General features: G+C 55.4%; 19 protein-coding genes, 1 tRNA gene and 1 pseudogene. 7 read left to right on the forward strand and 14 right to left on the reverse strand.

Annotation, left to right across the window (positions count from 1 at the left end; genetic code table 11):
* Window positions 1-22 precede the first annotated feature (22 nt).
* Window positions 23-1,081: an RluA family pseudouridine synthase gene (locus AB4Y96_RS17110; protein ID WP_175540568.1), complete on the reverse strand. Its 1,059-nt coding sequence runs from the start codon at window positions 1,079-1,081 to the stop codon at window positions 23-25.
* A 2-nt stretch (window positions 1,082-1,083) separates the two neighbouring features.
* Between AB4Y96_RS17110 and AB4Y96_RS17115 the strand changes: the two genes are divergently transcribed.
* Together AB4Y96_RS17115 and AB4Y96_RS17120 are read left to right on the forward strand one after the other, a co-directional pair.
* Complete coding sequence (locus tag AB4Y96_RS17115; RefSeq protein WP_091879896.1) at window positions 1,084-1,485, forward strand: fimbrial protein; 402 nt, start codon at window positions 1,084-1,086, stop codon at window positions 1,483-1,485.
* A gap of 86 nt (window positions 1,486-1,571) precedes the next feature.
* Window positions 1,572-1,646 (forward strand) — tRNA-Glu (locus AB4Y96_RS17120).
* A gap of 158 nt (window positions 1,647-1,804) precedes the next feature.
* Here the strand turns inward: AB4Y96_RS17120 and AB4Y96_RS17125 are convergent.
* From AB4Y96_RS17125 to AB4Y96_RS17135, 3 genes and pseudogenes are all read right to left on the reverse strand, one after another.
* Window positions 1,805-1,909 (reverse strand): annotated as a pseudogene (locus tag AB4Y96_RS17125) (PAAR domain-containing protein); the annotation flags it as partial.
* 28 nt (window positions 1,910-1,937) lie between these two features.
* Window positions 1,938-2,567, reverse strand: a complete 630-nt coding sequence (locus tag AB4Y96_RS17130; protein WP_441918616.1) for a hypothetical protein — start codon at window positions 2,565-2,567, stop codon at window positions 1,938-1,940.
* A 228-nt stretch (window positions 2,568-2,795) separates the two neighbouring features.
* Window positions 2,796-3,983 (reverse strand): alpha-hydroxy acid oxidase, encoded by a 1,188-nt coding sequence (locus AB4Y96_RS17135; RefSeq protein WP_441918618.1) that lies wholly within the window; start codon window positions 3,981-3,983, stop codon window positions 2,796-2,798.
* A 202-nt stretch (window positions 3,984-4,185) separates the two neighbouring features.
* Between AB4Y96_RS17135 and AB4Y96_RS17140 the strand changes: the two genes are divergently transcribed.
* Window positions 4,186-5,112: a 2-hydroxyacid dehydrogenase gene (locus AB4Y96_RS17140; RefSeq protein ID WP_441918620.1), complete on the forward strand. Its 927-nt coding sequence runs from the start codon at window positions 4,186-4,188 to the stop codon at window positions 5,110-5,112.
* A gap of 47 nt (window positions 5,113-5,159) precedes the next feature.
* Here AB4Y96_RS17140 and purU read toward each other — a convergent pair whose 3' ends face one another.
* The 5 genes from purU to cobG all read right to left on the reverse strand — a co-directional run bounded on the left by purU (window position 5,160) and on the right by cobG (window position 10,606).
* Window positions 5,160-6,014 (reverse strand): formyltetrahydrofolate deformylase, encoded by an 855-nt coding sequence (gene purU / locus AB4Y96_RS17145; RefSeq protein WP_441918622.1) that lies wholly within the window; start codon window positions 6,012-6,014, stop codon window positions 5,160-5,162.
* 147 nt (window positions 6,015-6,161) lie between these two features.
* Entirely contained in the window at window positions 6,162-7,856 is a 1,695-nt protein-coding gene (gene cobJ, locus AB4Y96_RS17150; protein WP_441918624.1) for a precorrin-3B C(17)-methyltransferase, read from the reverse strand.
* Complete coding sequence (locus AB4Y96_RS17155) at window positions 7,853-8,593, reverse strand: precorrin-2 C(20)-methyltransferase (RefSeq protein WP_441918626.1); 741 nt, start codon at window positions 8,591-8,593, stop codon at window positions 7,853-7,855. The genes cobJ and AB4Y96_RS17155 overlap by 4 nt, the downstream gene beginning before the upstream one ends.
* Window positions 8,593-9,219 (reverse strand): precorrin-8X methylmutase, encoded by a 627-nt coding sequence (locus AB4Y96_RS17160; RefSeq protein ID WP_441918628.1) that lies wholly within the window; start codon window positions 9,217-9,219, stop codon window positions 8,593-8,595. Before AB4Y96_RS17160 ends, AB4Y96_RS17155 begins: the two co-directional genes overlap by 1 nt.
* A complete protein-coding gene (cobG, locus tag AB4Y96_RS17165) occupies window positions 9,212-10,606 on the reverse strand; it encodes a precorrin-3B synthase (RefSeq protein WP_441918630.1) in 1,395 nt (464 codons plus the stop codon). The genes AB4Y96_RS17160 and cobG overlap by 8 nt, the downstream gene beginning before the upstream one ends.
* Window positions 10,607-10,731: 125 nt before the next feature.
* On the opposite strand from cobG, the gene cbiE reads away from it, so the two are divergent.
* Both cbiE and AB4Y96_RS17175 read left to right on the forward strand, forming a co-directional pair.
* Entirely contained in the window at window positions 10,732-11,961 is a 1,230-nt protein-coding gene (cbiE, locus tag AB4Y96_RS17170) for a precorrin-6y C5,15-methyltransferase (decarboxylating) subunit CbiE (RefSeq protein WP_441918632.1), read from the forward strand.
* 171 nt (window positions 11,962-12,132) lie between these two features.
* Window positions 12,133-13,182, forward strand: coding sequence for a DUF475 domain-containing protein (locus AB4Y96_RS17175; protein WP_091879911.1), 1,050 nt, complete (start codon window positions 12,133-12,135; stop codon window positions 13,180-13,182).
* A gap of 75 nt (window positions 13,183-13,257) precedes the next feature.
* Here AB4Y96_RS17175 and AB4Y96_RS17180 read toward each other — a convergent pair whose 3' ends face one another.
* From AB4Y96_RS17180 to AB4Y96_RS17190, 3 genes are all read right to left on the reverse strand, one after another.
* On the reverse strand, window positions 13,258-13,743 hold the full coding sequence (locus AB4Y96_RS17180) for an SRPBCC family protein (RefSeq protein WP_441918634.1): 486 nt from the start codon (window positions 13,741-13,743) through the stop codon (window positions 13,258-13,260).
* An 89-nt stretch (window positions 13,744-13,832) separates the two neighbouring features.
* The gene (locus AB4Y96_RS17185) at window positions 13,833-15,074 is read right to left on the reverse strand and encodes an RNA polymerase sigma factor (RefSeq protein ID WP_441918636.1); all 1,242 of its coding nucleotides are present in this window, start codon (window positions 15,072-15,074) and stop codon (window positions 13,833-13,835) included.
* A complete protein-coding gene (locus AB4Y96_RS17190) occupies window positions 15,071-15,445 on the reverse strand; it encodes a YciI family protein (RefSeq protein ID WP_441918638.1) in 375 nt (124 codons plus the stop codon). Before AB4Y96_RS17190 ends, AB4Y96_RS17185 begins: the two co-directional genes overlap by 4 nt.
* 231 nt (window positions 15,446-15,676) lie before the next feature.
* On the opposite strand from AB4Y96_RS17190, the gene AB4Y96_RS17195 reads away from it, so the two are divergent.
* Entirely contained in the window at window positions 15,677-16,561 is an 885-nt protein-coding gene (locus AB4Y96_RS17195) for a hypothetical protein (RefSeq protein WP_441918640.1), read from the forward strand.
* Between the two features lie 15 nt (window positions 16,562-16,576).
* Here AB4Y96_RS17195 and AB4Y96_RS17200 read toward each other — a convergent pair whose 3' ends face one another.
* Window positions 16,577-17,770: an FAD-dependent oxidoreductase gene (locus AB4Y96_RS17200; RefSeq protein ID WP_441918642.1), complete on the reverse strand. Its 1,194-nt coding sequence runs from the start codon at window positions 17,768-17,770 to the stop codon at window positions 16,577-16,579.
* Window positions 17,771-17,795: 25 nt separating this feature from the next.
* Window positions 17,796-18,938, reverse strand: coding sequence for a GNAT family N-acetyltransferase (locus AB4Y96_RS17205; protein ID WP_441918734.1), 1,143 nt, complete (start codon window positions 18,936-18,938; stop codon window positions 17,796-17,798).
* Between the two features lie 188 nt (window positions 18,939-19,126).
* Here AB4Y96_RS17205 and AB4Y96_RS17210 point away from each other — a divergent pair, with 188 nt between their 5' ends.
* A complete protein-coding gene (locus AB4Y96_RS17210) occupies window positions 19,127-20,125 on the forward strand; it encodes a glycosyltransferase (RefSeq protein ID WP_441918644.1) in 999 nt (332 codons plus the stop codon).
* Window positions 20,126-20,134 lie beyond the last annotated feature (9 nt).

The raw sequence follows: 20,134 nt of genomic DNA on the forward strand, positions 1-20,134 counted from the left end.
TGATTTTTTTGTGCGCTCTGGTCTAGAGGGGGGTGGTGCGGAATGCCTCGAGCAATTCAGCCATATCATCGGGGGCACCGACTTCAAATCGCATGATTTCGCCGGTGGATGGATGTTCGAAAGCCAAAACCTGCGCATGCAACGCCTGCCTTGAAAAACCCTTGACGACGCTTTGCAGCGGTTCTGCCAGCTTGTTGGCCTTGGTCTTATAGGCACCGCCATATTCCACATCGCCAAGCAGGGGGTGGCCGATATGCGCCATATGCACACGAATCTGGTGGGTGCGGCCCGTCTCCAGACGGCATTCAATGAGGGAGGCAACCGCCGTCGAATCCTCTTTCGCGCCAAAGCGTTCCTGCACATCGAAATGCGTGACCGCATGGCGCGCATCATCGCGCTCTTCATGCACGACAGCCTGTTTGGTGCGGTCGCGGTGTGAACGGCCAAGCGGCGCGTCAATGGTGCCGGTCTTTCGATCCGGTGTGCCCCAGACCAGTGCCAGATAGGCCCGCTCCAGATCGCCAGTGCGGCCGTGATCGGCAAACTGGGCGCTGAGGTGGCGGTGGGCAAGGTCATTCTTGGCGACGACCATGACACCGCTGGTTTCTTTGTCGAGCCGATGAACGATGCCGGGCCGCTTCACGCCGCCAACGCCGGAAAGCGTATCGCCGCAATGGTAGATCAGGGCGTTGACGAGGGTCCCGGTCCAGTTGCCGTTGCCGGGGTGAACCACAAGACCTGCTGGCTTGTTGATGACGATGAGGTCCGCATCTTCATAGAGAATATCAAGGGCGATATCTTCGCCCGCGGGCGTTGCGTCTTCCGGTTCGGGTATCTCAACGGTGATGCTGATACCTTCGCGCAGCTTGTGTTTTGTCTCGCGCACAACCTTGCCATCGACCGTAACCTGACCATCGGCAATAAGCGCCTGAATGCGGTTGCGCGACAAATCCGGTGCGAGTTGCGCTGAAAGCCAAGCGTCAAGACGCTTGCCCGTTGCCTCACTATCGGTAATTAGCTCTTTCAAAGACCGCGTCCCTTCGTTACAGAGGCTTGGTTTCGAAACCTCGGAGAATGCCATACATGGCCAATATCAATGCTGATACAGAAACGGAAGAGCAGCCGCTCGATCCTGCAATGGAACGGGTGCGCCGCAAGATGATCCGGCTTCTGGCTGTTTCCATCGGCATTATGGTGATTGGTCTTATGGCCGTGCTTGCAGCCATTGTCTACAAGATTAACCAGCCGGTGGGTGGTGCAGCCAAGCCAGCGGCCGTTCATACCGAAACGCCGGGGCAGCCAATTGGCGATGCACTGGTTGGCGAGGCCATCACGCTTGATCCCGGCACACGGGTGTTGTCGCACAACCTTTCCGGCTCGATGCTGTCGCTGGAAACGCGGCTGGCAAACGGCACGCGGCAAATTCTCGTCTATGATGTGGCCACCAAGCGCGTGGTTGCGCGCATTTCGGAAGCTGCCAATTAAAGCTTTGACGTTGCTGCAATGACCATTCTCCATAAATGGTCATTGCACTTTTCGATTTGCTTGATTATACCCGCCCAATCGACTGCGCGCCCATCGTCTAGCGGTCAGGACACCGCCCTCTCACGGCGGGAACAGGGGTTCGATTCCCCTTGGGCGTACCAAACATTTCAAAAACTTAGTGAATGTCTTGGCGAACTTGTCAAGTATACGTCAACTAAGCGCTTTTATTGACAGTTCCGTTCTCGATTATTCAGGGGCGTTTTTGCTCTGAACCCATGAGCGATCACTCATGGCCACCGCAGTTTGCGACTGCGACACGTTGGCCGGTCGAAATCACCGGTCCGCCAACATGCGGCCTTGGTCCCGGATCAACCATCGGGCAGATATGCATGTGGCCTTTGAGGGTGACGGGCAATGCAGGCATATTTGGGTTTCACAACGTTGATAAAATATCAGAGAAATGAATGAGTTACAAACTGATCGAGTTCATTCTTCGGGGCGTAGGGCTTTGGCCGTAACGTAATTGTGCGATTACTGAAACGCTCGTCCTTTCCTCCCATAGGCCTCACCGTCCTCTCCCTCTCTGCGCCATCTGTAGTACTGAAAGCATCTAGAGAGATTGCAAGATTGTCAAACGCCGCCTCCGTTGATCGATATCGACCGGGGCCTCTATTGGCTATCTCAAACAAAACAAGGGCATCTATCGCACTCAACCCAAAAACAGGCTTCTCCAGCAAATTTGTGGACTTGTGGCTGGTCGATAACATAACTTCAATTAGTACATCTCTTTCATACCGCAAAATGAGACCATGATCACCACGAACTTCGGTTACACTTGTCTGGTCTGGGCCGCTTTCAGTGTAGAGAGTCATCAATGACGTCTTCTCTTCTTCACTAAGGGCACCGCCAAATTGCTTTAGAGTATCTTCGAGAATGGAGTCTGGAATTCGATCCGACCCACTGCGCACAACCACACCATAGATATCTGCGAACGTGTCTATATTGGGTTTTGTAATGCCAAATCGCATGTTGCCAATACCCATTTTAGGATGAATTTCCCAGTTTTTGACTGTGCTGGACATGGTTAACTTTCAACTCTCTGTTAGTTGATGATGCCGTTTTGTTTCAAGCAAGTTGCGTATGCAGTGGCTTGTTCAATGGCGGCACCATACCGGGAAGGATCACCGGCCATCGTAGCAACACGACGTGCATCTGTAACATCAAGTAAGAATACCCCATTCCCCTTGGGCGTACCAATCCAGAAACATTGGGCAAAATGATTGGCCGGTTTTCACCGGCCATAGGCTTGATCAAGCGCGCTTTTGCTTGACGGTGGCCATGCGTGGCTTGGTTTCGAGGCCGCTCTTGTAAAGGTTATTGCGGTCGAGATTCTTGACGTCACGCTCGCCGCACAGCGCCATGGTAACATCCAGCTCCTTGCGGATAATCTTTAGCGCCTGCGTGACACCCTGTTTGCCGCCTGCACCAAGCCCGTAAAGGAAAGCGCGGCCGATAAAGGTGCCCTTGGCGCCGATGGCAAGTGCTTTGAGCACATCCTGACCCGACCGGATACCGCCATCAAACAGCACTTCGATCTTGTCGCCAACCGCATCGACAATATCGGCGAGAACGGAGATCGAGGAGGGGGCGCCGTCCAGCTGGCGACCGCCATGGTTCGACACGATGATTGCGTCCGCACCTGTCGATACCGCCATGCGGGCATCTTCGACGTCAAGAATACCCTTGAGGATCAGCTTACCGCCCCAACGCTCCTTGATCCAGGCGACATCGTTCCAGGACAAGCGCGGGTCAAACTGTTCGTCCGTCCATGTGCCGAGCGAGGACAGATCGCCAACACCCTTGGCGTGGCCGACAATGTTCCGGAATGTGCGGCGCTCAGTTTTGAGCATGCCAAGGCACCATTGCGGGCGCGTTGCCATTTGCCAGATATGTTTGGCGGTGAATTTGGGTGGGGCGGACAGACCATTGCGCACATCCTTGTGGCGCTGGCCAAGAATTTGCAGATCAAGGGTCAGTACAAGAGCCGAGCATTTTGCAGCCTTGGCGCGGTCGATGAGATTGTAGATGAAATCCCGGTCGCGCATCACATAGAGCTGGAACCAGAAGGGCTTCTTTGTCACCGAAGCGACATCCTCAATCGAGCAGATGCTCATGGTGGACAGGGTGAAGGGGACGCCGAATTCTTCGGCTGCCTGCGCCGCCAGCATTTCGCCGTCCGCATGCTGCATGCCGGTGAGACCAGTCGGAGCTAGGGCAACAGGCATGGACACGGTCTGTCCTGCCATGGTGCTTTCCAGCGTCCGGTCGGTCATATCCACGGCGACGCGCTGGCGCAGCTGGATCTTGCGGAAATCCTCTTCATTGGCGCGGTAGGTACTCTCTGTCCAGGCACCTGAATCCGCGTAATCGAAGAACATTTTTGGTACGCGGCGTTGGGCGAGTCTTTTCAGATCGGCAATTTCAATAGGATTGGTCATCGGTTCCGTCCGGAGGTTTCTGTTCTTGTTTGTGACAATAGCAATGATCGAGCGACAATCACTAGAATTGTATGAATGTGCATCAAAAACCATATACGATTATTTATTTTACAGGTAAATTTAAATCGAGCATTTGGCATAAGCCCGGCAGTTTGATTATGATCGGGTTCCACCCCGTGTCATTTCCAAAGGATACCCATTCATGACCAAACAACCGGTTCTCGTGCTCGGCCGCCTCATGCCCTATTTGCTGGCTGAACTGGAGAAGAGATATGCGGTCGAAAAACTCTATGAGGAAAAGGACGCGTTACGGTTTCTTCAGGAGAATGCTGGACGCTTCCGCGCTGTGGTGACAAGCACTTTTACCGGTATTACGGCTGATATGATTGATCTCCTGCCTGCGGTCGAAATCATCTCGTCCTTTGGCGTCGGTACGGATTCGCTTGATGTGGCCTATGCCAGCACGAAGGGGATCAAGGTTGCCAATACACCTGATGTCCTGAATGAAGACACGGCGAATATGGCACTGTTGCTGCTTCTGGCCTCAACGCGTGATCTGGTGAAAAATGACCGCTTTGTGCGCGAAGGACGCTGGGCGAAGGGCGAGAATGCACCATTGGCTCTGGGTATCGAAGGCAAGCGCGTTGGCCTTGTCGGGCTGGGGCGTATTGGCAGCGTGATTGCTGAAAAGCTCTTGGCTTTCGGCTGCGATATTGCCTACCACACACGCAACAAGAAGCCCGATGCGCCTTATACCTATTATGGCAATCTCGTTGATCTTGCGCGGGACAGTGCGGCGCTGATCGCCATTCTGCCGGGTGGTGATGCAACGCAGGGCGTCATTTCACGCGAGGTGCTGAAAGCGCTCGGACCAGACGGTACATTCATCAATGTGGCACGGGGTACGGTTGTGGATGAGACGGCGCTGGTGGAGCTGCTGCAATCGCGTGAACTTGGCCGCGCCGGGCTCGATGTATTCGCCGATGAGCCCAATGTGCCGGAAGCCCTGTTCAAGCTCGACAATGTGATATTGCAACCGCATATGGGCAGCGCCACGGAAGAAACACGCCGCGCCATGGCAGATCGTGTCGTCACCAATCTGGAAGCGTATTTCGCAGAAAAGCCTTAAGGGCCAGTCGGGCTTGTCTAGAAGATTTGACAAGCCCGATTTCGGATTTAGCCGAACACCACCGTCTTATGCCCATTGAGCATGACGCGGGATTCAAGGTGCTTTTTGACCGCCCGTGCCAGTACCCGGCTTTCAATATCGCGGCCGGTGGCAACAAAGTCCTCGGCGCTCATGGCATGGCTGACCCGCTCGGTCTCCTGCTCAATGATCGGACCTTCATCAAGATCGGGGGTGACATAATGTGCTGTCGCACCGATCAGCTTCACCCCGCGCTCGAAGGCCTGATGATAGGGCTTTGCCCCCTTGAAGCTTGGCAGGAACGAGTGGTGGATGTTGATGACCTTGCCGAAGAGCCGCTTGGAAATGTTGTCTGAGAGCACCTGCATGTAGCGGGCAAGGATGACCAGATCAGCACCGGTGTCCTTGACGATCTTGAGCAGCGCGTCTTCCTGCTCCTTCTTGTTGTCCTTGGACACAGGCAGCACATGGTAGGCAATACCCTCATGCTCGGCAAAGCGGCGGCTGTCTTCGTGGTTGGAGACAATGGCGGCAACGTCCGCATCGAGCCAGCCAACCTTGATCTGGTAGATCAGATGCAGCAGTGCATGGTCGAATTTCGACACCATGATGATGATCTTTGGCTTCTTGGCCTGATCGATGAGGGTTGTCTTCATGCCGAAACGCTCGACGGCAGGTTTCAATGCCCGCTCGACATCATCCTTGGAGGTGGCCTCCGATGCGGCAAAGGCAATGCGCATGAAGAAGCGATTGGTCTGGCGATCCCAGAACTGGTTGCTCTCGGCAATATTGGCATCGAGTGCCGCAAGCTCCGTCGTCACCGATGCCACAATCCCCGGCTTGTCTTCGCACGATAGGGTGAGGACGTAGTTCTTGTTTGGCATGTGAGGCTCCCGGGATGCGGATAATTGGCGGGGATCATAGTGACGACTGCTTGAGCGCGTCGATACAAATGCGAAGCGCTCAGTCCTTTTTCCGGCATTCTCCTGTCCGGTCAAATGATCTTTCGTCACAGGATGATGAGATTTCACCTAGTGAGCTGGCTTTGTGGCGTACCAGCGTGGTGTGTAGACCCACTTGCCGCCATCTGTGCGATCAAAGCTCTGGGTCAGCGATGAGCCGACGAGAATGACCGTGCGCATATCAACCTGTTCGGGCGTCAGGTCATCAAGCGTGATGACGCGCAGGCTTTCTGCCGGGCGGCCAATATCACGGCCAAGCACGATGGGTGTTTCCGGTCCGCGATGCTGGCGCAATATCTCGATGGCGCGCGGTAATTGCCACGGACGGGGTTTGGAAATCGGGTTGTAAAAAGCCATGGCGAAATCCGCCTCGGCGGCGAGCGCAATGCGCTTTTCGATAATGTCCCATGGTTTCAGATTGTCTGATAGCGACAGGATGCAGAAATCATGGCCGAGCGGTGCGCCGCTGCGGCTGGCGGCGGCGAGTGCTGCGGAAACACCGGGAAGAATCTGCAGATCAACGCCGTGCCATGCGGGATTATCCGATTCGTGCAGCGCTTCGACCACAGCGGCGGCCATGGCAAACACGCCGGGGTCACCGGAGGAAATCATCACCACGAACCGGCCAGAAGCGGCAAGTTCGAAGGCATGACGGGCGCGCTGCATTTCCTCGCGATTATCGGTCATATGGATAATCTGATCGGGGCGGAACATTCCGGCCATGCGCACATAGGTTTCGTAGCCAAGCACATCTTCGGCGCGTTGCAGTTCCTGCTTGACCGCCGGTATCATGAAATCCGGATCACCGGGTCCAAGACCGATGACCGCAAGACGGCCACGACGATGCCCGGCCAGTGTTACGTCCGCAGGGGTGGCGGCGATGGCGATAGCCAGGTTTTCATTGCCGTTCAGGCTAACGGGCTCTTTGATGAAGGCTGATACGATATCAGTGGCATTATTTTCTTTTGCCGCAAGAATACGCAGTGGCAGAGCAAGCTCTGCTGCTGTCAGGTGGAATGATGCCTTTGCGCTGTCCTCTTCAGAAATGGCAAGACATGCGACCGAGGCGAGCGCAATGCCGGCTGTGGCAAGAGCAGCCTTGAGATCATCAGCGCTGGCATTTCCGGCCACACCAATGACAGCGACCTTCGGATGAAAGACCAACTCGCTTTTTTGCGGCAAAACATCAAAGGGCGTGACGCGGATATGCATTGTGCCGTTGTCGTCAACCGGCAGGCGTGCCTCTTCCAGCCATGGCGCTGACCCATCAATGCGCACTGTCTTGCCAGCAAGCAGATCAGCAATGAAACGCTTGCCATCCTCAGGGTTTTTCAGATGGAATTCCGCAGGTGGGTTAAGCAGGCAAGTGCCGAACCGCAATTCTCCCGATGTGGTGATGGCGGGAGAGACGTCAAGGATCTTCGATAGCTGCCGTGCCAGCACATTGACGCCGGTTGTTCCGCCCAGAAGCGGCACCACGGCGCTGCCATCATCAGCGATTGCAAGCACAGGCGGTTCAGCCCCCTTGTTTTCAAGGATAGGTGCCAGTGCACGAATGGTAATCCCGGCTGAACACAGAGCAGCAATGGCATTGCCGTCGCGGTAATGCGCGCGTAGCGTTTCACCAAAGTTGCTATAAATCTGATCCGCGCCGTTAACCCGGCCTTCCAGCCCGTGAATGGCAGCGTCGGGATAGGCGGCCTTGATCCGCAAGGCCGTTTCCATGCCCTGTTCGCTCAGGACCATCAGCACAAGCTGTGTCATTCGCCGCCGCCCTGCCATCTCTCGCCGGGCACCAGAATCAGCGAGAAATAGGGTGAGGTATCGGGGTCGACATCACGCAGGGGAACAATACGCTGCGCGTCCATGGTGGCGCGCTCGACATAAAGAGCGCGGTCCATCAGACCGAGTTCGGCAATGACATCGCGTACCTTGGCCAGATTTTTGCCGAGTTTCATGATCGCAGCCGCTTCCGTTGCGGCAAGCCGCGTTTTCAGCTCATCGGCAGGAAGCACGCCGGAAAGAACCGTCAGCGTCTGATTGCGATAAACCAGTGGGGCACCGAGTACCGCCGCGCCGCCAAGGATGGAGCATACACCGGGGACGACTTCTGTTTCATAGTCCTCGGCCAGCCGGTCATGAATATACATGAAGGAGCCGTAGAAGAACGGATCACCCTCGGCGATGACAGCGACGTCTTTGCCCGCATCGAGATGGGTGCGCAGGACGCTGGTGATCTCGCCATAGAAATCGCTGACAATGGCTTCGTAGTTCATATGGGCGGGCAGCTTTTCCGTCGTCACCGGATAGATAAGCGGAACAAGCAGCTGGTTTTCGTTGAGATAGGTCTCAACAATGGTCAATGCATTGCCCTTCTTGCCCTTGGCGGCGTGATAGGCAACGACTGGCGCGGCCTGCAACAGGCGCAGTGCCTTGAGAGTGATGAGTTCGGGATCGCCGGGACCAACGCCCAGTCCAAAGAGCCGGCCTGGCTGCGGCATTATTCTTTCTCCGAAGCAAGTGCATTGATCGCAGCGGCGGCCATGGCGCTGCCGCCCCGCCTGCCATGCACAACCACAAAGGGAACACCGTGACTGTTTTCAGCAAGCGCCGCTTTTGATTCCATGGCGCCAACAAAGCCCACCGGGAAGCCGAGGATCAATGCCGGTTTGGGTGCGCCTTCATCCAGCATTTCGAGGAGGCGGAACAGGGCTGTCGGGGCATTGCCAAAAGCGACAACAGCTCCGGCAAGATGTGGACGCCATAATTCCAGTGCCGCGGCCGAGCGGGTATTGCCCATCTCGCGGGCCAAGCCGACGACAGAGGGATCGGAGAGGGTGCAGATGACATCATTACTGGCAGGTAGCCGGGCGCGCGTAACACCTTCCAGCACCATGCGCGCATCGCAGAGAATCGGCGCACCTTTTGCCAGTGCGGCTACTCCTGCCGTTCCCGCGCCAGCGGAAAAAGCCAGATCTTCGATCACATCCACCATGCCGCAGGCATGGGCGACACGCACGGCGAGTTTTTCCAGATCGGCGGGAATGCGGGTGAGGTCAGCCTCGGAGCGGATAATGGCGAAGGAGCGATCATAGATCGCTTGACCGTCGCGAATATAATCAAGCATGCGTTGGCCCCCCAGAGCCGGAATTGGGCGGAAGATTACCGATACAGTCGGCAGCTTCCTCGATAGTTACATGTGCAGCCAATAGCTTGCCAAAACGCGACGGTCCATTGGTCGCACGCAGAAATATGTCGTAATACCCCGGTTCGGTTGCAACGAGCGTGACGGGTTTGGCCGAAGGCGAGGCGCAGGATTTGGTGCAGCCGGTCAAATGCACCGCGAGATTTGCCGCTTTGCCCTGCAACAAAGTGCCGAGCTTCAGGCCATCAGATTGGGTTGCCGCCAGCGCCGATCCACAGCCCGCCGAACCCGAACAGCTGATCATGGTTGCGCGCGGATTGTCCGGTTGTGTGGCGAAACCAAGCGCTTCAAGCTCTTGCAAACTATGTGTGGTTGCGGCTTCGGGTATGTCGGGCAGGAGTATGCTCTGCCAAGGCGTTGCCCGCAATTTCCCGTTGCTGGCCTTTTCAGCTAATGCCGCCAAGGCATCCAGTTTGTCCGGGGAGAGCCGCCCCAATGGCGGCATAGCGCCGACAAGACGGGAAGCACCGCTTCGTTCCGGCAAAAGGCCGAGATGACCATTTGCGCGTGGTAAGGTTCTGCACCATTTGGCGGCGTTGTCATTGCGAACCGGGAAATTTACGCGCTTTTCCAGATCGGTGACAAATGCACCGATTCCAACGGCAGCAATCATATGGCGCAGACGCGACGCTGCCGGGTTTGTCGCATTCCACTGGATGAAAAGATCGAGAACCGCCGTGACGAGATCAAAGGCCTGCGACGAACCAACAATACCAAGAGCGGCGGTATCATCCATTTGTGTTGGCGGCGTGCCCGCCACCCCAAAGGCAAAACATGGATTGTCGCTATTCCTACCCAGTGCGCTCAGCCAGATGTCATGTGGATGTTCCACCATGGCGACGCTTTCGCCGCCATCGACAAGAAGAGAAAATTTCGGCGACAGGGTCTGATAAGCAGGGCTGGTTTGCAGGGTTTCACGCAATTGCGATGCGAGCGGCCTGACATCGACCTCGCGGGGTAGAATACCTGCAATCGGGCTGATCATGACATTGCGCACATCATCGCCCCGGTCGGTCAGCGGTCCTAGCCCTGCGGCAAGCAAGGCTGCAATCAATGGGTTTTCCGTATCCGGCCGCACGCCGCGAATTTGCAGATTGGCACGGTTGGTGATTTCGATAACGCCATTGCCAAACTGGCGCGATGCATCGGCAATGCGGTGCGCCTGTTCGGCGCTTAAGTTACCAAAAGTCAGTTTAACTCGGCATATCGAACCGTCGAGCGCCTTGGCCATACGAAACAATCCGGGGCAGGCGGATCGCCGGTCCTCGATCCCGCTTGTTGCAGCGAATATGGTGCTTAACTGGCTCATTGCATCAGGGTTTTACAGGATGGGCGGTGGGGAGGAAAGAAATATGATCTGAAATTGCAACTTGCCACTCCTGCCAGCTTCGTTGACCCGTCAGATGCTTTCGGGCATGCATAGCCCAGCAAGCAATGGGATGCAAAATGACGCCTTGGCTGACAATTATCGGGATTGGTGAGGATGGCTATGGCGGGCTTGGTGCCAATGCCCGTGATGCGCTGGGTCAAGCGGCAACAATCTTCGGCGGCAAGCGGCACCTTGAATTCCTGCCCGGTACGGTGACTGCCAAGCAGGTTGCATGGCCAACGCCATTCTCGGATGTCTATCCCACCCTCAAAGCATTGCGTGGGACAAATGTCGTGGTGCTTGCCAGCGGCGATCCCATGCATTTTGGCATGGGTGCAACCCTGACGCGGTTCTTTGATCGGGGCGAGATGCGAATATTGCCTGCGCCAGCGTCGTTTTCGCTTGCAGCGGCTGCTATGGGCTGGCCAATCCAGCATGTGCATCTGCTCAGCGTGCACGGGCGTCCAGTGGAAACACTGTTCAAATCCTTCACGCCGGGGGCAAAGCTGCTTGTCCTCAGCAATGATGGCGGTACACCTGTTGAGGTGGCACGGATGCTGATGGAGAGCGGCTTCGGTTCGGCTCGGCTTACGGTACTGGAACATCTGGGGGGCGAGGCGGAACATCGCGTCGACGGGCTGGCCGGGGATTGGAGCCACCCTCGGAGCGCCGATCTCAACGTTATCGCAGTGGATTGCGGACCAGCTGCCATAGAGGCGCGATCCTATTCCACGCTCTCAGGCCTGCCTGATGAAGCCTTCGAGAATGATGGCCAATTGACCAAGCGGGATATCAGGGCGGTGACATTGGCGCGGCTCGGACCGCTTCCGGGTGAATTGCTCTGGGATGTGGGCGCCRGATGCGGTTCTATCGGGATCGAATGGATGCGGGCTCATCCTTCCTGCCGTACAATTGCGGTGGAGGCCAATGAGAAGCGGCAGGAGATCATCGAGCGCAATGCCCGGGCGCTGGGTGTTCCCGACTTGAAGCTCATCCGGGGCGAGGCACCATCGGCACTCAACGACCTCGAAAGACCGGATGCCATTTTCATCGGCGGCGGTGTGACCAATGATGGTGTTATGGAAGCCTGCTGGAACGCACTGAAACCGGGCGGACGGCTTGTGGCCAATGCCGTGACTATGCAAAGCGAAATGGCTTTGCTTGGCTGGCGCGACAGGTTGGGGGGAGATCTGACAAAGATCGCCGTTGCGCAGGCGCAGCCGCTTGGTTCATTTGACGCATGGCGCTCTGCCTTGCCTGTTGTGATCTATTCCACCCGCAAACCCGCCGTTTGATAAGCCCAATCCACAGCACGACAGGATAGAGACAGGATTATACAGTCTAAGGGTTGTGGGTGATTGCTATTGGGCGGGAATTCCTATTCAAACGGTACGTAGTTTTGTTCGTAAAGCCGTTTTGATTTCCCGCGCTGACAGCAATCTGGGAGACTCTAGCAGGAATTAAGTATGGCAACTTATCGATATTTTACTTGGCCGTTTCTCTTTACTGTGGCCGGACTGGCACTCGGTGCATGGATAGGTTTCATCTATTCAGGCACGATTGAGGGAATGCTATCAGTCCTCTTTATCTGTGCGGTTCTGGGTATTCTTGAAATCTCATTGTCGTTCGACAATGCGATTGTGAACGCCAAGATTCTTCGCGATATGACGCCGGTCTGGCAGCGCCGGTTTTTGACATGGGGCATTATTGTTGCCGTTTTCGGTATGCGGATTATCTTTCCGCTGGCCATCGTGGCCATTGCGGCGTGGATTGATCCCATTTCTGCATTGAAGCTTGCGATCTCGAATCCGGAAGAATATGCGCGGATCATGCAGGACGCCCATGTCGGCATTTCTGCTTTTGGCGGCACGTTCCTGTTGATGGTTGGTCTCAAGTTCTTCTTTGATCACGAGAAGGATGTGCACTGGATACGCATTATCGAAAGCCGCGCTTCGCGCTTTGCCTCGATTCAAGGTATTGAAGTCGGCGTGGTTCTGGCGCTGATTATCTTCTTCTCCAGACAGCTTGAGGGTGCCGAGTCCGTAACATTCCTGACATCGGCAATTTATGGTCTGCTGACATTCCTTCTGGTTGAAGGGCTAGGCGCTGTTCTCGACGCGACACAGGAGCAGATGGACACTGTCCACAAGGGCGGCCTTGGCGCATTTCTTTATCTGGAAGTGCTTGATGCAAGCTTCTCATTCGATGGCGTCATCGGTGCATTCGCGCTTTCGACCAATCTGTTTGTGATTGCAATTGGCCTTGGTATCGGTGCGTTTTATGTGCGTGCTCTCACCATCATGCTGGTGGAAAAGGAAACGCTTGGACAATATCGCTATCTCGAACACGGGGCGTTCTACGCAATCCTCGTTCTGGCGGTGATCATGTATTGCCAGACGTTGTTCCATATCCCGGAGGTCATCACCGGCCTTATCGGCGCCGCCCTGATCATCTTCTCGCTCTGGTCATCGATCCGCTACCGGCGCCGGAACCCGGAGGAACTGGGACACGCCTGATCCCTTTCAGCAATTCAGCAAAAAGCCATCCCGTTTCAGGATGGCTTTTTTGTTGGCAGGAATTGACCAGCCGAATCAGAGTTTAGCGGCCAAAGCGGCAAGCTGATCGGTGCAAATGCCCCATCCCTCCTGAAAGCCCATCTTTTCATGGGCTTCGCGATCAGCCACGGTCCAATGGCGGACGAGCGCTGTATATCTTGTCTTGCCGCCGCCGATATCTTCCAGTGTGATGATAGCAGTCATGAACGGCTTTTCTGTTGGTACCCAGCCTTTCGTATAGGCATCGGTAAAGACGATCTTCTCGTTCTTGATGACTTCAAGATAGACGCCGTGGTTTGGAAATTCAGTGCCATCGGGTCCGCGCATGACAACAACACTGGCGCCGCCCGCGCGCACGTCCAGCTCGGCATGTGGCGTGGTGTATGGCAGCGGTGCAAACCATTGCTTCAGAAGGTCAACCTCGGTCCATGCCCGGAAAATATTCTCGCGCGGAGCATTGATAATGCGGGTCAAAACGAGATCGCGGTCTGCAATCTGGCTTGTTTCGGTGGCGGAAGTCATGATGTTCTCCAGTGTTGGTGTTTCCTGATCCAAGGACGAACGGCAACCGGCCAATCCGACACTGCATCGAAATTTTTGTGTTTTTTGATTCAGTTTTGGCTGAGACGGTCGAGATGCATGCGAATGTGGGCGGCTTCGGCGGGTGTATTGGCAAGTGCTATTGCACGGTCGAAAGCCACCCGTGCTTCCTGCTTGCGGCCGAGCTGCATGAGCAGTCCACCCTTGACACCGAAGAAGTGAAAATAGCCGGAAAGGCGGTCTTCCAGAGGTTCGATCAGAATAAGTGCCTCTTCGGGACCGCGCACTTTTGCCACTGCTATGGAGCGGTTAAGCGTGATGACAGGCGAGGGTGTAATCTGCTCAAGCGTGGCATACAGCAAGTCTATCTCCGACCAATCCGTATCTTCAGGACGCTTTGCCCGCGCATGAAGCGCCGCAATTGCCGCCTGAATGAGATAGGGACCGGGTCGGCGGTGGCGCATGGCCTTGTCGATCAGGGCAAGCCCTTCGGCAATCATTGTCTGGTTCCACAGATTGCGGTCCTGATTATCCAGAAGAACGACCGCGCCTTGCTCATCAAAACGTGCTTTCGCGCGGGCATGCTGTAGCAAGAGCAATGCCGTCAGGCCCATGATTTCAGGCTCCGTCGGGAAGATGCGCAGGAGCAGCCGTGCCAGCCTTATAGCCTCGTCGCACAGCGGAAAGCGTGCCTCCACTTCGGTACTGCCGGCGGAATAACCCTCGTTGAAGATGAGGTAGACCATGGCACCGACGGCTGCGAGCCGCTCCGCCCGCTCAAATGCGTCGGGTGTTTCAAATGGAATCTCGCCGGATGAAACGCGGCCCTTGGCACGGGTGATGCGTTGCTCCATGGCGCTTTCTCCGACGAGAAATGCCCGGGCGATCTGCTTGACCGAAAGGCCCGAAACAATCCGCAATGCCAACGCGATTTGCTGGGTGGCTGGAAGATCAGGATGGCAGCAAATGAACAGCAGGCGCAGAATGTCGTCGCGATAATCGGCGCTGTCGATCTTTTCGACGATCGTTGATTCGGCATCTTCAAGATCGGATAGCACTTCTTCAGGTGGCAGCGGCTGCTGTTTGGTCTGGCGGCGAACCGTGTCGATTGCGCTGTTGCGACCGACAAAAATCAGCCAGGCTGTGGGATCACGCGGCGGACCGTTCTTGGGCCAGTTCTTGAGTGCGCGCAAGCACGCCTCCTGAAACGCTTCCTCCGCTATATCAAGATTGCGAAAATAGCGAAGCAGTGCACCCACCGCTTGCGGGCGCGCTGCCGTTAGTGCCGCGTCTATCCACGATGGATCTGTCATTGGAAATTCGATCCGGGTCTGAATATCCCGATTGGCCGTATTTCATAGGAACCCTGACCGGGATTGGCCTCGGCAAGATCGCGCGTAATATCGAGCACTTCGTCGAGCGAGGCGCAATCAACCACATAGAAACCGAGAAACTGTTCCTTGGTTTCGGCAAAAGGTCCATCGATGACAAGATGCTCGCCGCCGGCTTTTCGCAGGGTTGTCGCGGCAGTGGTTGGCAGCAGGCGGGCGACAGGACCAAGTTTGCCCGATTTAGCCAGCTTCTCCTGCACGGCACCAAGCCGTTCCATGACAAGATCATCTTCCTCCTTTGTCCAGGAACCGACGACGTCCTCCATATTGTAGCAAAGTATGGCGTAAAGCATGCGGGTATACTCCTTCTCCCTAAAGACGAACCACTATGGTCAATCCCGACACGCGGTCTAGAAAAATTTCTTGGCAATGCAGCGGTATAGGGTTGGTGGGCTTGCCGGCGTGTCGTGCCGCCGCGACAATCGGTCAACACCTTGGAAAGGATTGGTGTGTGAGGATGTCACAGCGAGGATACATGCAATGCCCGCATCCCGATCGGATGGGAGCCATAAAGCAGGTGACGAATGGAACATAGTATCCGCAACACGGCCATGTACTTAGCCGGAATTGTTTTTCTGGGTCTCGCATGGGCGAAAAACAAGCTGCGCGGCTACACCACGCCCAACAAAGTTGATCGTTCCGACACGGAAGGCCGTATCGAATATGTCTACGATACGGTTGCCTCGTGGAGACGCTATTTTCCGTCCGGCTTTGATGTAAGAGACAAGGACGTGCTTGAACTCTGCCCAGGTTCGTCCCTTGGCACCGGTGCCATCCTTTTGGGGTACGGCGCAAAATCCTACCGTGCCGTCGATGTTTTTGAACTCGCCGGTACGGAATCAGGCGCTTATTTTTCGGCGCTGCTCGATCGTTTTCCGGAAGATGAGAAAGACCAGGCAAGCATAGTCAGGGCAAAGCAGCTGACTGTCGATATGGATTCGGATTTGTTCAGTTATCGTGTCGGGCGCAATTTCGACATTCCCGAACTCGCCGGTCACAAGAAATATGACCTCATCCTGAGTTGCGCCGCGTTCGAGCATTATGACGATATTGAAGAAACCATTGCCCATATGTCCAAGGTTGCGCGCAGTGGCTGCATTGCGGAGCACATTGTCGACTATCAGACGCATTCCCGCTGGATTCGTGAAGCCGATCCCAACAATATCTACCGTTATTCCGAAGGGCTCTACCGGCTGTTCTCATTTCCGGGGCAGCCGAACAGGCGGCGGCCAGTGGATTATGTCAGGGCATTCGAAGCCAATGGCTGGAAGAATGTTCGTGTCATCAATGCCCGTGCCATTGCGCCTGAGCATCTGGCGCGCTCTGTTGCGGGAATGGCGTCGCCATTTGATCGGCCGGAGATGCAGATGGATATGCTGTCAGGTGTGGTCATCGCCGAATGGCCATGACCGGGTGCCACAATTCTATGCCGAAGATTTCAGCCGCTTGAGCACACCGCGGACGACATAGCGCGCGCGGCCGAGCGTGTTGCTGCGCAGGCGGCGCAACTTCCAGTAAAGGCCGGTCTCGGTTTTGATACTCTTTGAATTGAGGCTCATCTTCATCGCTGATTCATCCCGCGCCGTTTTTACGGGATCGGCATAGAATTCGCGGATTTTTGCAGTGGGCATGCCAGCGCTTTCAAACCAGCGTGGAATATAGGTATTGCACAGGCGGTCGACATCGGTGAGCGCCTTGTCGATCCCTGTGCCTGTTATGGGGCAGACAACGCAAAAGGCATCGCCAATCAGAACCATGCCATCGCGTTCGTGGTTGTGAACCTTCACAAGATCAATGGGCCGCGCGATAACCGGGCCCGTCACCTTGATTTCGCCGAACAGTCTCTCAAGGTCCGGCATCAATTCACGCATGCTCTGTTCCGGATGATCGCGAAACGAGCGCGTCCATTCTTCGGAGGAGTTCCGGTAGACGAAGAAGTTGGCGCGAATCTTATCCTCAATCGGAAACAGGGTCAGATAGGATACGCGGTCATTGAAACGTTCGCCGTTCCAGACCAATGAGGGAAACGGAAAATCTCCACGTGGTTTCTCAAGGTCAAAACCACAGCAAAGCGAATGCTGCGGGCTGATGATTTCCCGCTCGACGCCCAGTTTTTTGCGGACGGCATCGCCAAGGCCGGTTGCCACAACAAGCAGGCGTGCATTGAATGTTCGCCCGTCAGAAAGCACCGCAATCTGCCTGTCAGCACTGGTCTCCATGGTTTCAACCCTGCCGACGACAGAGCGCACCTCTGGAGGAAGCGCGCGGCGAAGCGCATTGACGAGATCGGAATAGTCGCTGCCATATTCGCGTTTGGTGCCGCGCTCGATGATGCGCCCAAAGCGATGCAGCCAAACCCCGTCGAATGCGGTCATCTGGGCATGGACTGCATCCCCCAGACCAAGGCGTTCAAACAGGATCATCTGGTCTTCGCCAATCTTCTCGGCGCGAAAATCAGGGGGATGGCGGTCATGGGTGCTGACCAGCGTTACATCATAGCCTTTGCGGGAGAGGGCCGTTGCCGCGCAGACACCGGCCAGACCACCGCCGATGATCAGCACATCAGTTTCCTGAACTGGCGTCTGTAGTTCCCTTGCTGGCAGCTCGGTTTCGGCCATGCCTGTTCCGCTTACTTTCCTGATTTCAGTCTTTTTTGCGCCACTGGCGCAACGTCCGCAAAACAGTCCATTTCAACGGGCGTAGTTTCTGCCACGCTCCGGTCGAGCGAAGATGTTCCATCATTTGCAAACGTCGCATGAACATGCGGCCTTTCCAGCTGATAATACTGGTCATTTTGGAAAGTGGGACAGTTGTGTCGCAATGTTCAAGCTTCCATGGTTCATTGCCGATGCCAAGATCCATGTATTCAAAGCCGTTTTTGTGCAGCCATTCAAGTGTTCTGTAGTATATAATTCGTCCAACCGAATATTTTGCCCAATCGTCACCTTCAAAGCCGATCATAATGGCGTAATAGGTCTTTGCCTGAACAAGACCCCATAAGGTTGCGACAATCTTGTCGCCAACTTTCAGGGCTGTCAGATGCAGCATTCCGGCTTTGGCAAACTGTTCCGTCCCATCGTGAAAGAATGCATATTTTTCCGGCTCGGCGTCGAAACCCGGCACCTGCGTGTCTTCGAAACGGCGCTGTTTCTGCTTGAGCAGTTGATCGACAATGATCGCCTGCTCACTCTTGTCTGTTGCGATGATGTAGTGGGTGGGTGCCAGGCGCTCGAGGCCGCGCATTTTCTTGAGCAGCGTCTTCCGGTAGGGCTGCGCCTTGTCAATCTCTTCCCACGACCGTTGCAGATTGTTGCCATGGCAGAAAACGTCGTTGGGGCCATCTGCAAGCAGGTCAAGCGGGTTCACCAAATCGCCGATCCGGGCTGGCATTTTGTCCAGCATGATCACATCGAAATCGGGAAGCGCGGCGGTTATTTTTTCCCAAAGGTTGACGGCGGTGTCATAGGTCCAATCCGGCGATCCCGGAAACAGAATCGGCGCGTTATAATCGGCGGCATCAGCGTCGATAAACCTGAGTATTTTTGCGCCCTTGCGGGTGGTAATGCATAGCGGGATGAAGATGAGCGGATTGTTTGCCTCATCACGCACCTCAACGAAACAGGCGCGGATGTCGCCCACCTGACCGAATGTCGACCACCACACCTCGAGAAATGTGCGGGATTGAAAAACGTGATACTGCGGATTGGCTATAGGCGCGGGTGCTCCGGTTGGCCATTCTGCCGACAGATTGTCCAGACTGTCATGTACGTGGATGGTGAAATTCATGTTCACGACGATAAGTTGACCTTGTGGCCTTTTTCAGAAATGTGCGCAGAGAATTTGACCAATCGACCTGTTCGCCCTGACTGATAGAGGTAACGGCTTGTATATCGCATATCTTTATAAAAAAATGCTTTCTTTATAGTGTAAGTCTAACAACTTAACCTGCTCTGCCATTCTACAGGATACGATTGATGACCGTTTCGATTATCATGAAAACGCTCAATGAAGAGAAGCGCATTGCAGCGGCTATCGAAAGCGCATTGCAGGCTTTGCCAGATGGCAAGATTGAAATCATTGTCGCCGATAGCGGATCGACGGATCGTACTGTTGAAATCGCGATGCAGTATCCGGTTATCGTTGCGCAGATCATGAATCCGGCAAAACCCAGCTGCGGGATCGGGCCACAACTGGGTTTTCAGTATAGCCATCATGATCTCATCTGCCTGATGGATGGCGACATGCTGCTCGACAAGGATTTCCTCACCGAAGCTATCGCCTTTCTGGTAGCGAACCCTAAGGTTGCAGGCGTCACGGGGCATGTGGCGGAAATGAATGTCGATAATCTCGAATTCACCCGCCGCGTGCGCCGGGCATCGCCGGAAAACCGGATCGGATCAATCGACCGGATGAATGGCGGTGGTCTTTACAGACGCAAGGCGATTGAGCAGGCGGGTTACTTCTCGGATCGCAACCTGCATGGCTATGAGGAGTTTGACCTCGGCGTAAGGTTGCGGGCATTGGGATGGGAACTCTACCGGTTGGACCGGCCGTTCGTCGAGCATTTCGGCCATTCGATCAATGCATATAAATTGCTGGTGCGGCGCTGGCAGTCCAAATATTTGCGCGGCGTCGGCGAATTGCTTCGCGCTGCACTCGGTCGCCCGCACTGGAGCAAGCTGGTGCAGGAATTGCCGGAATTGCGCCTGTGGGCAGGCGTGTATGTCTGGCTGCTGCTGATGATCGGTCTGCTGATTTTCCTGCCAGACAAGAAGCTGGCTCTTTTGATTGATGTGGCATTGATCGTGCTTGTTATTGCCGCGATGAGCCTGAAGCAGCGTAGTCTTTCCCTCGGCTTTTATGCTGTTGTTGCTTGGTTCTTTCATGCGGCGGCGCTGCCGCTCGGTTTTTTTCACCCGAGGCGTCAGCCCGATGACTGGATCGAAAGTCAGGTTATTTCAAAGGACCCGTGAGGCAGGCAC

Source organism: Phyllobacterium sp. TAF24 (assembly GCF_052113785.1).
In the GTDB taxonomy this organism is placed as follows: Bacteria; Pseudomonadota; Alphaproteobacteria; order Rhizobiales; family Rhizobiaceae; genus Phyllobacterium.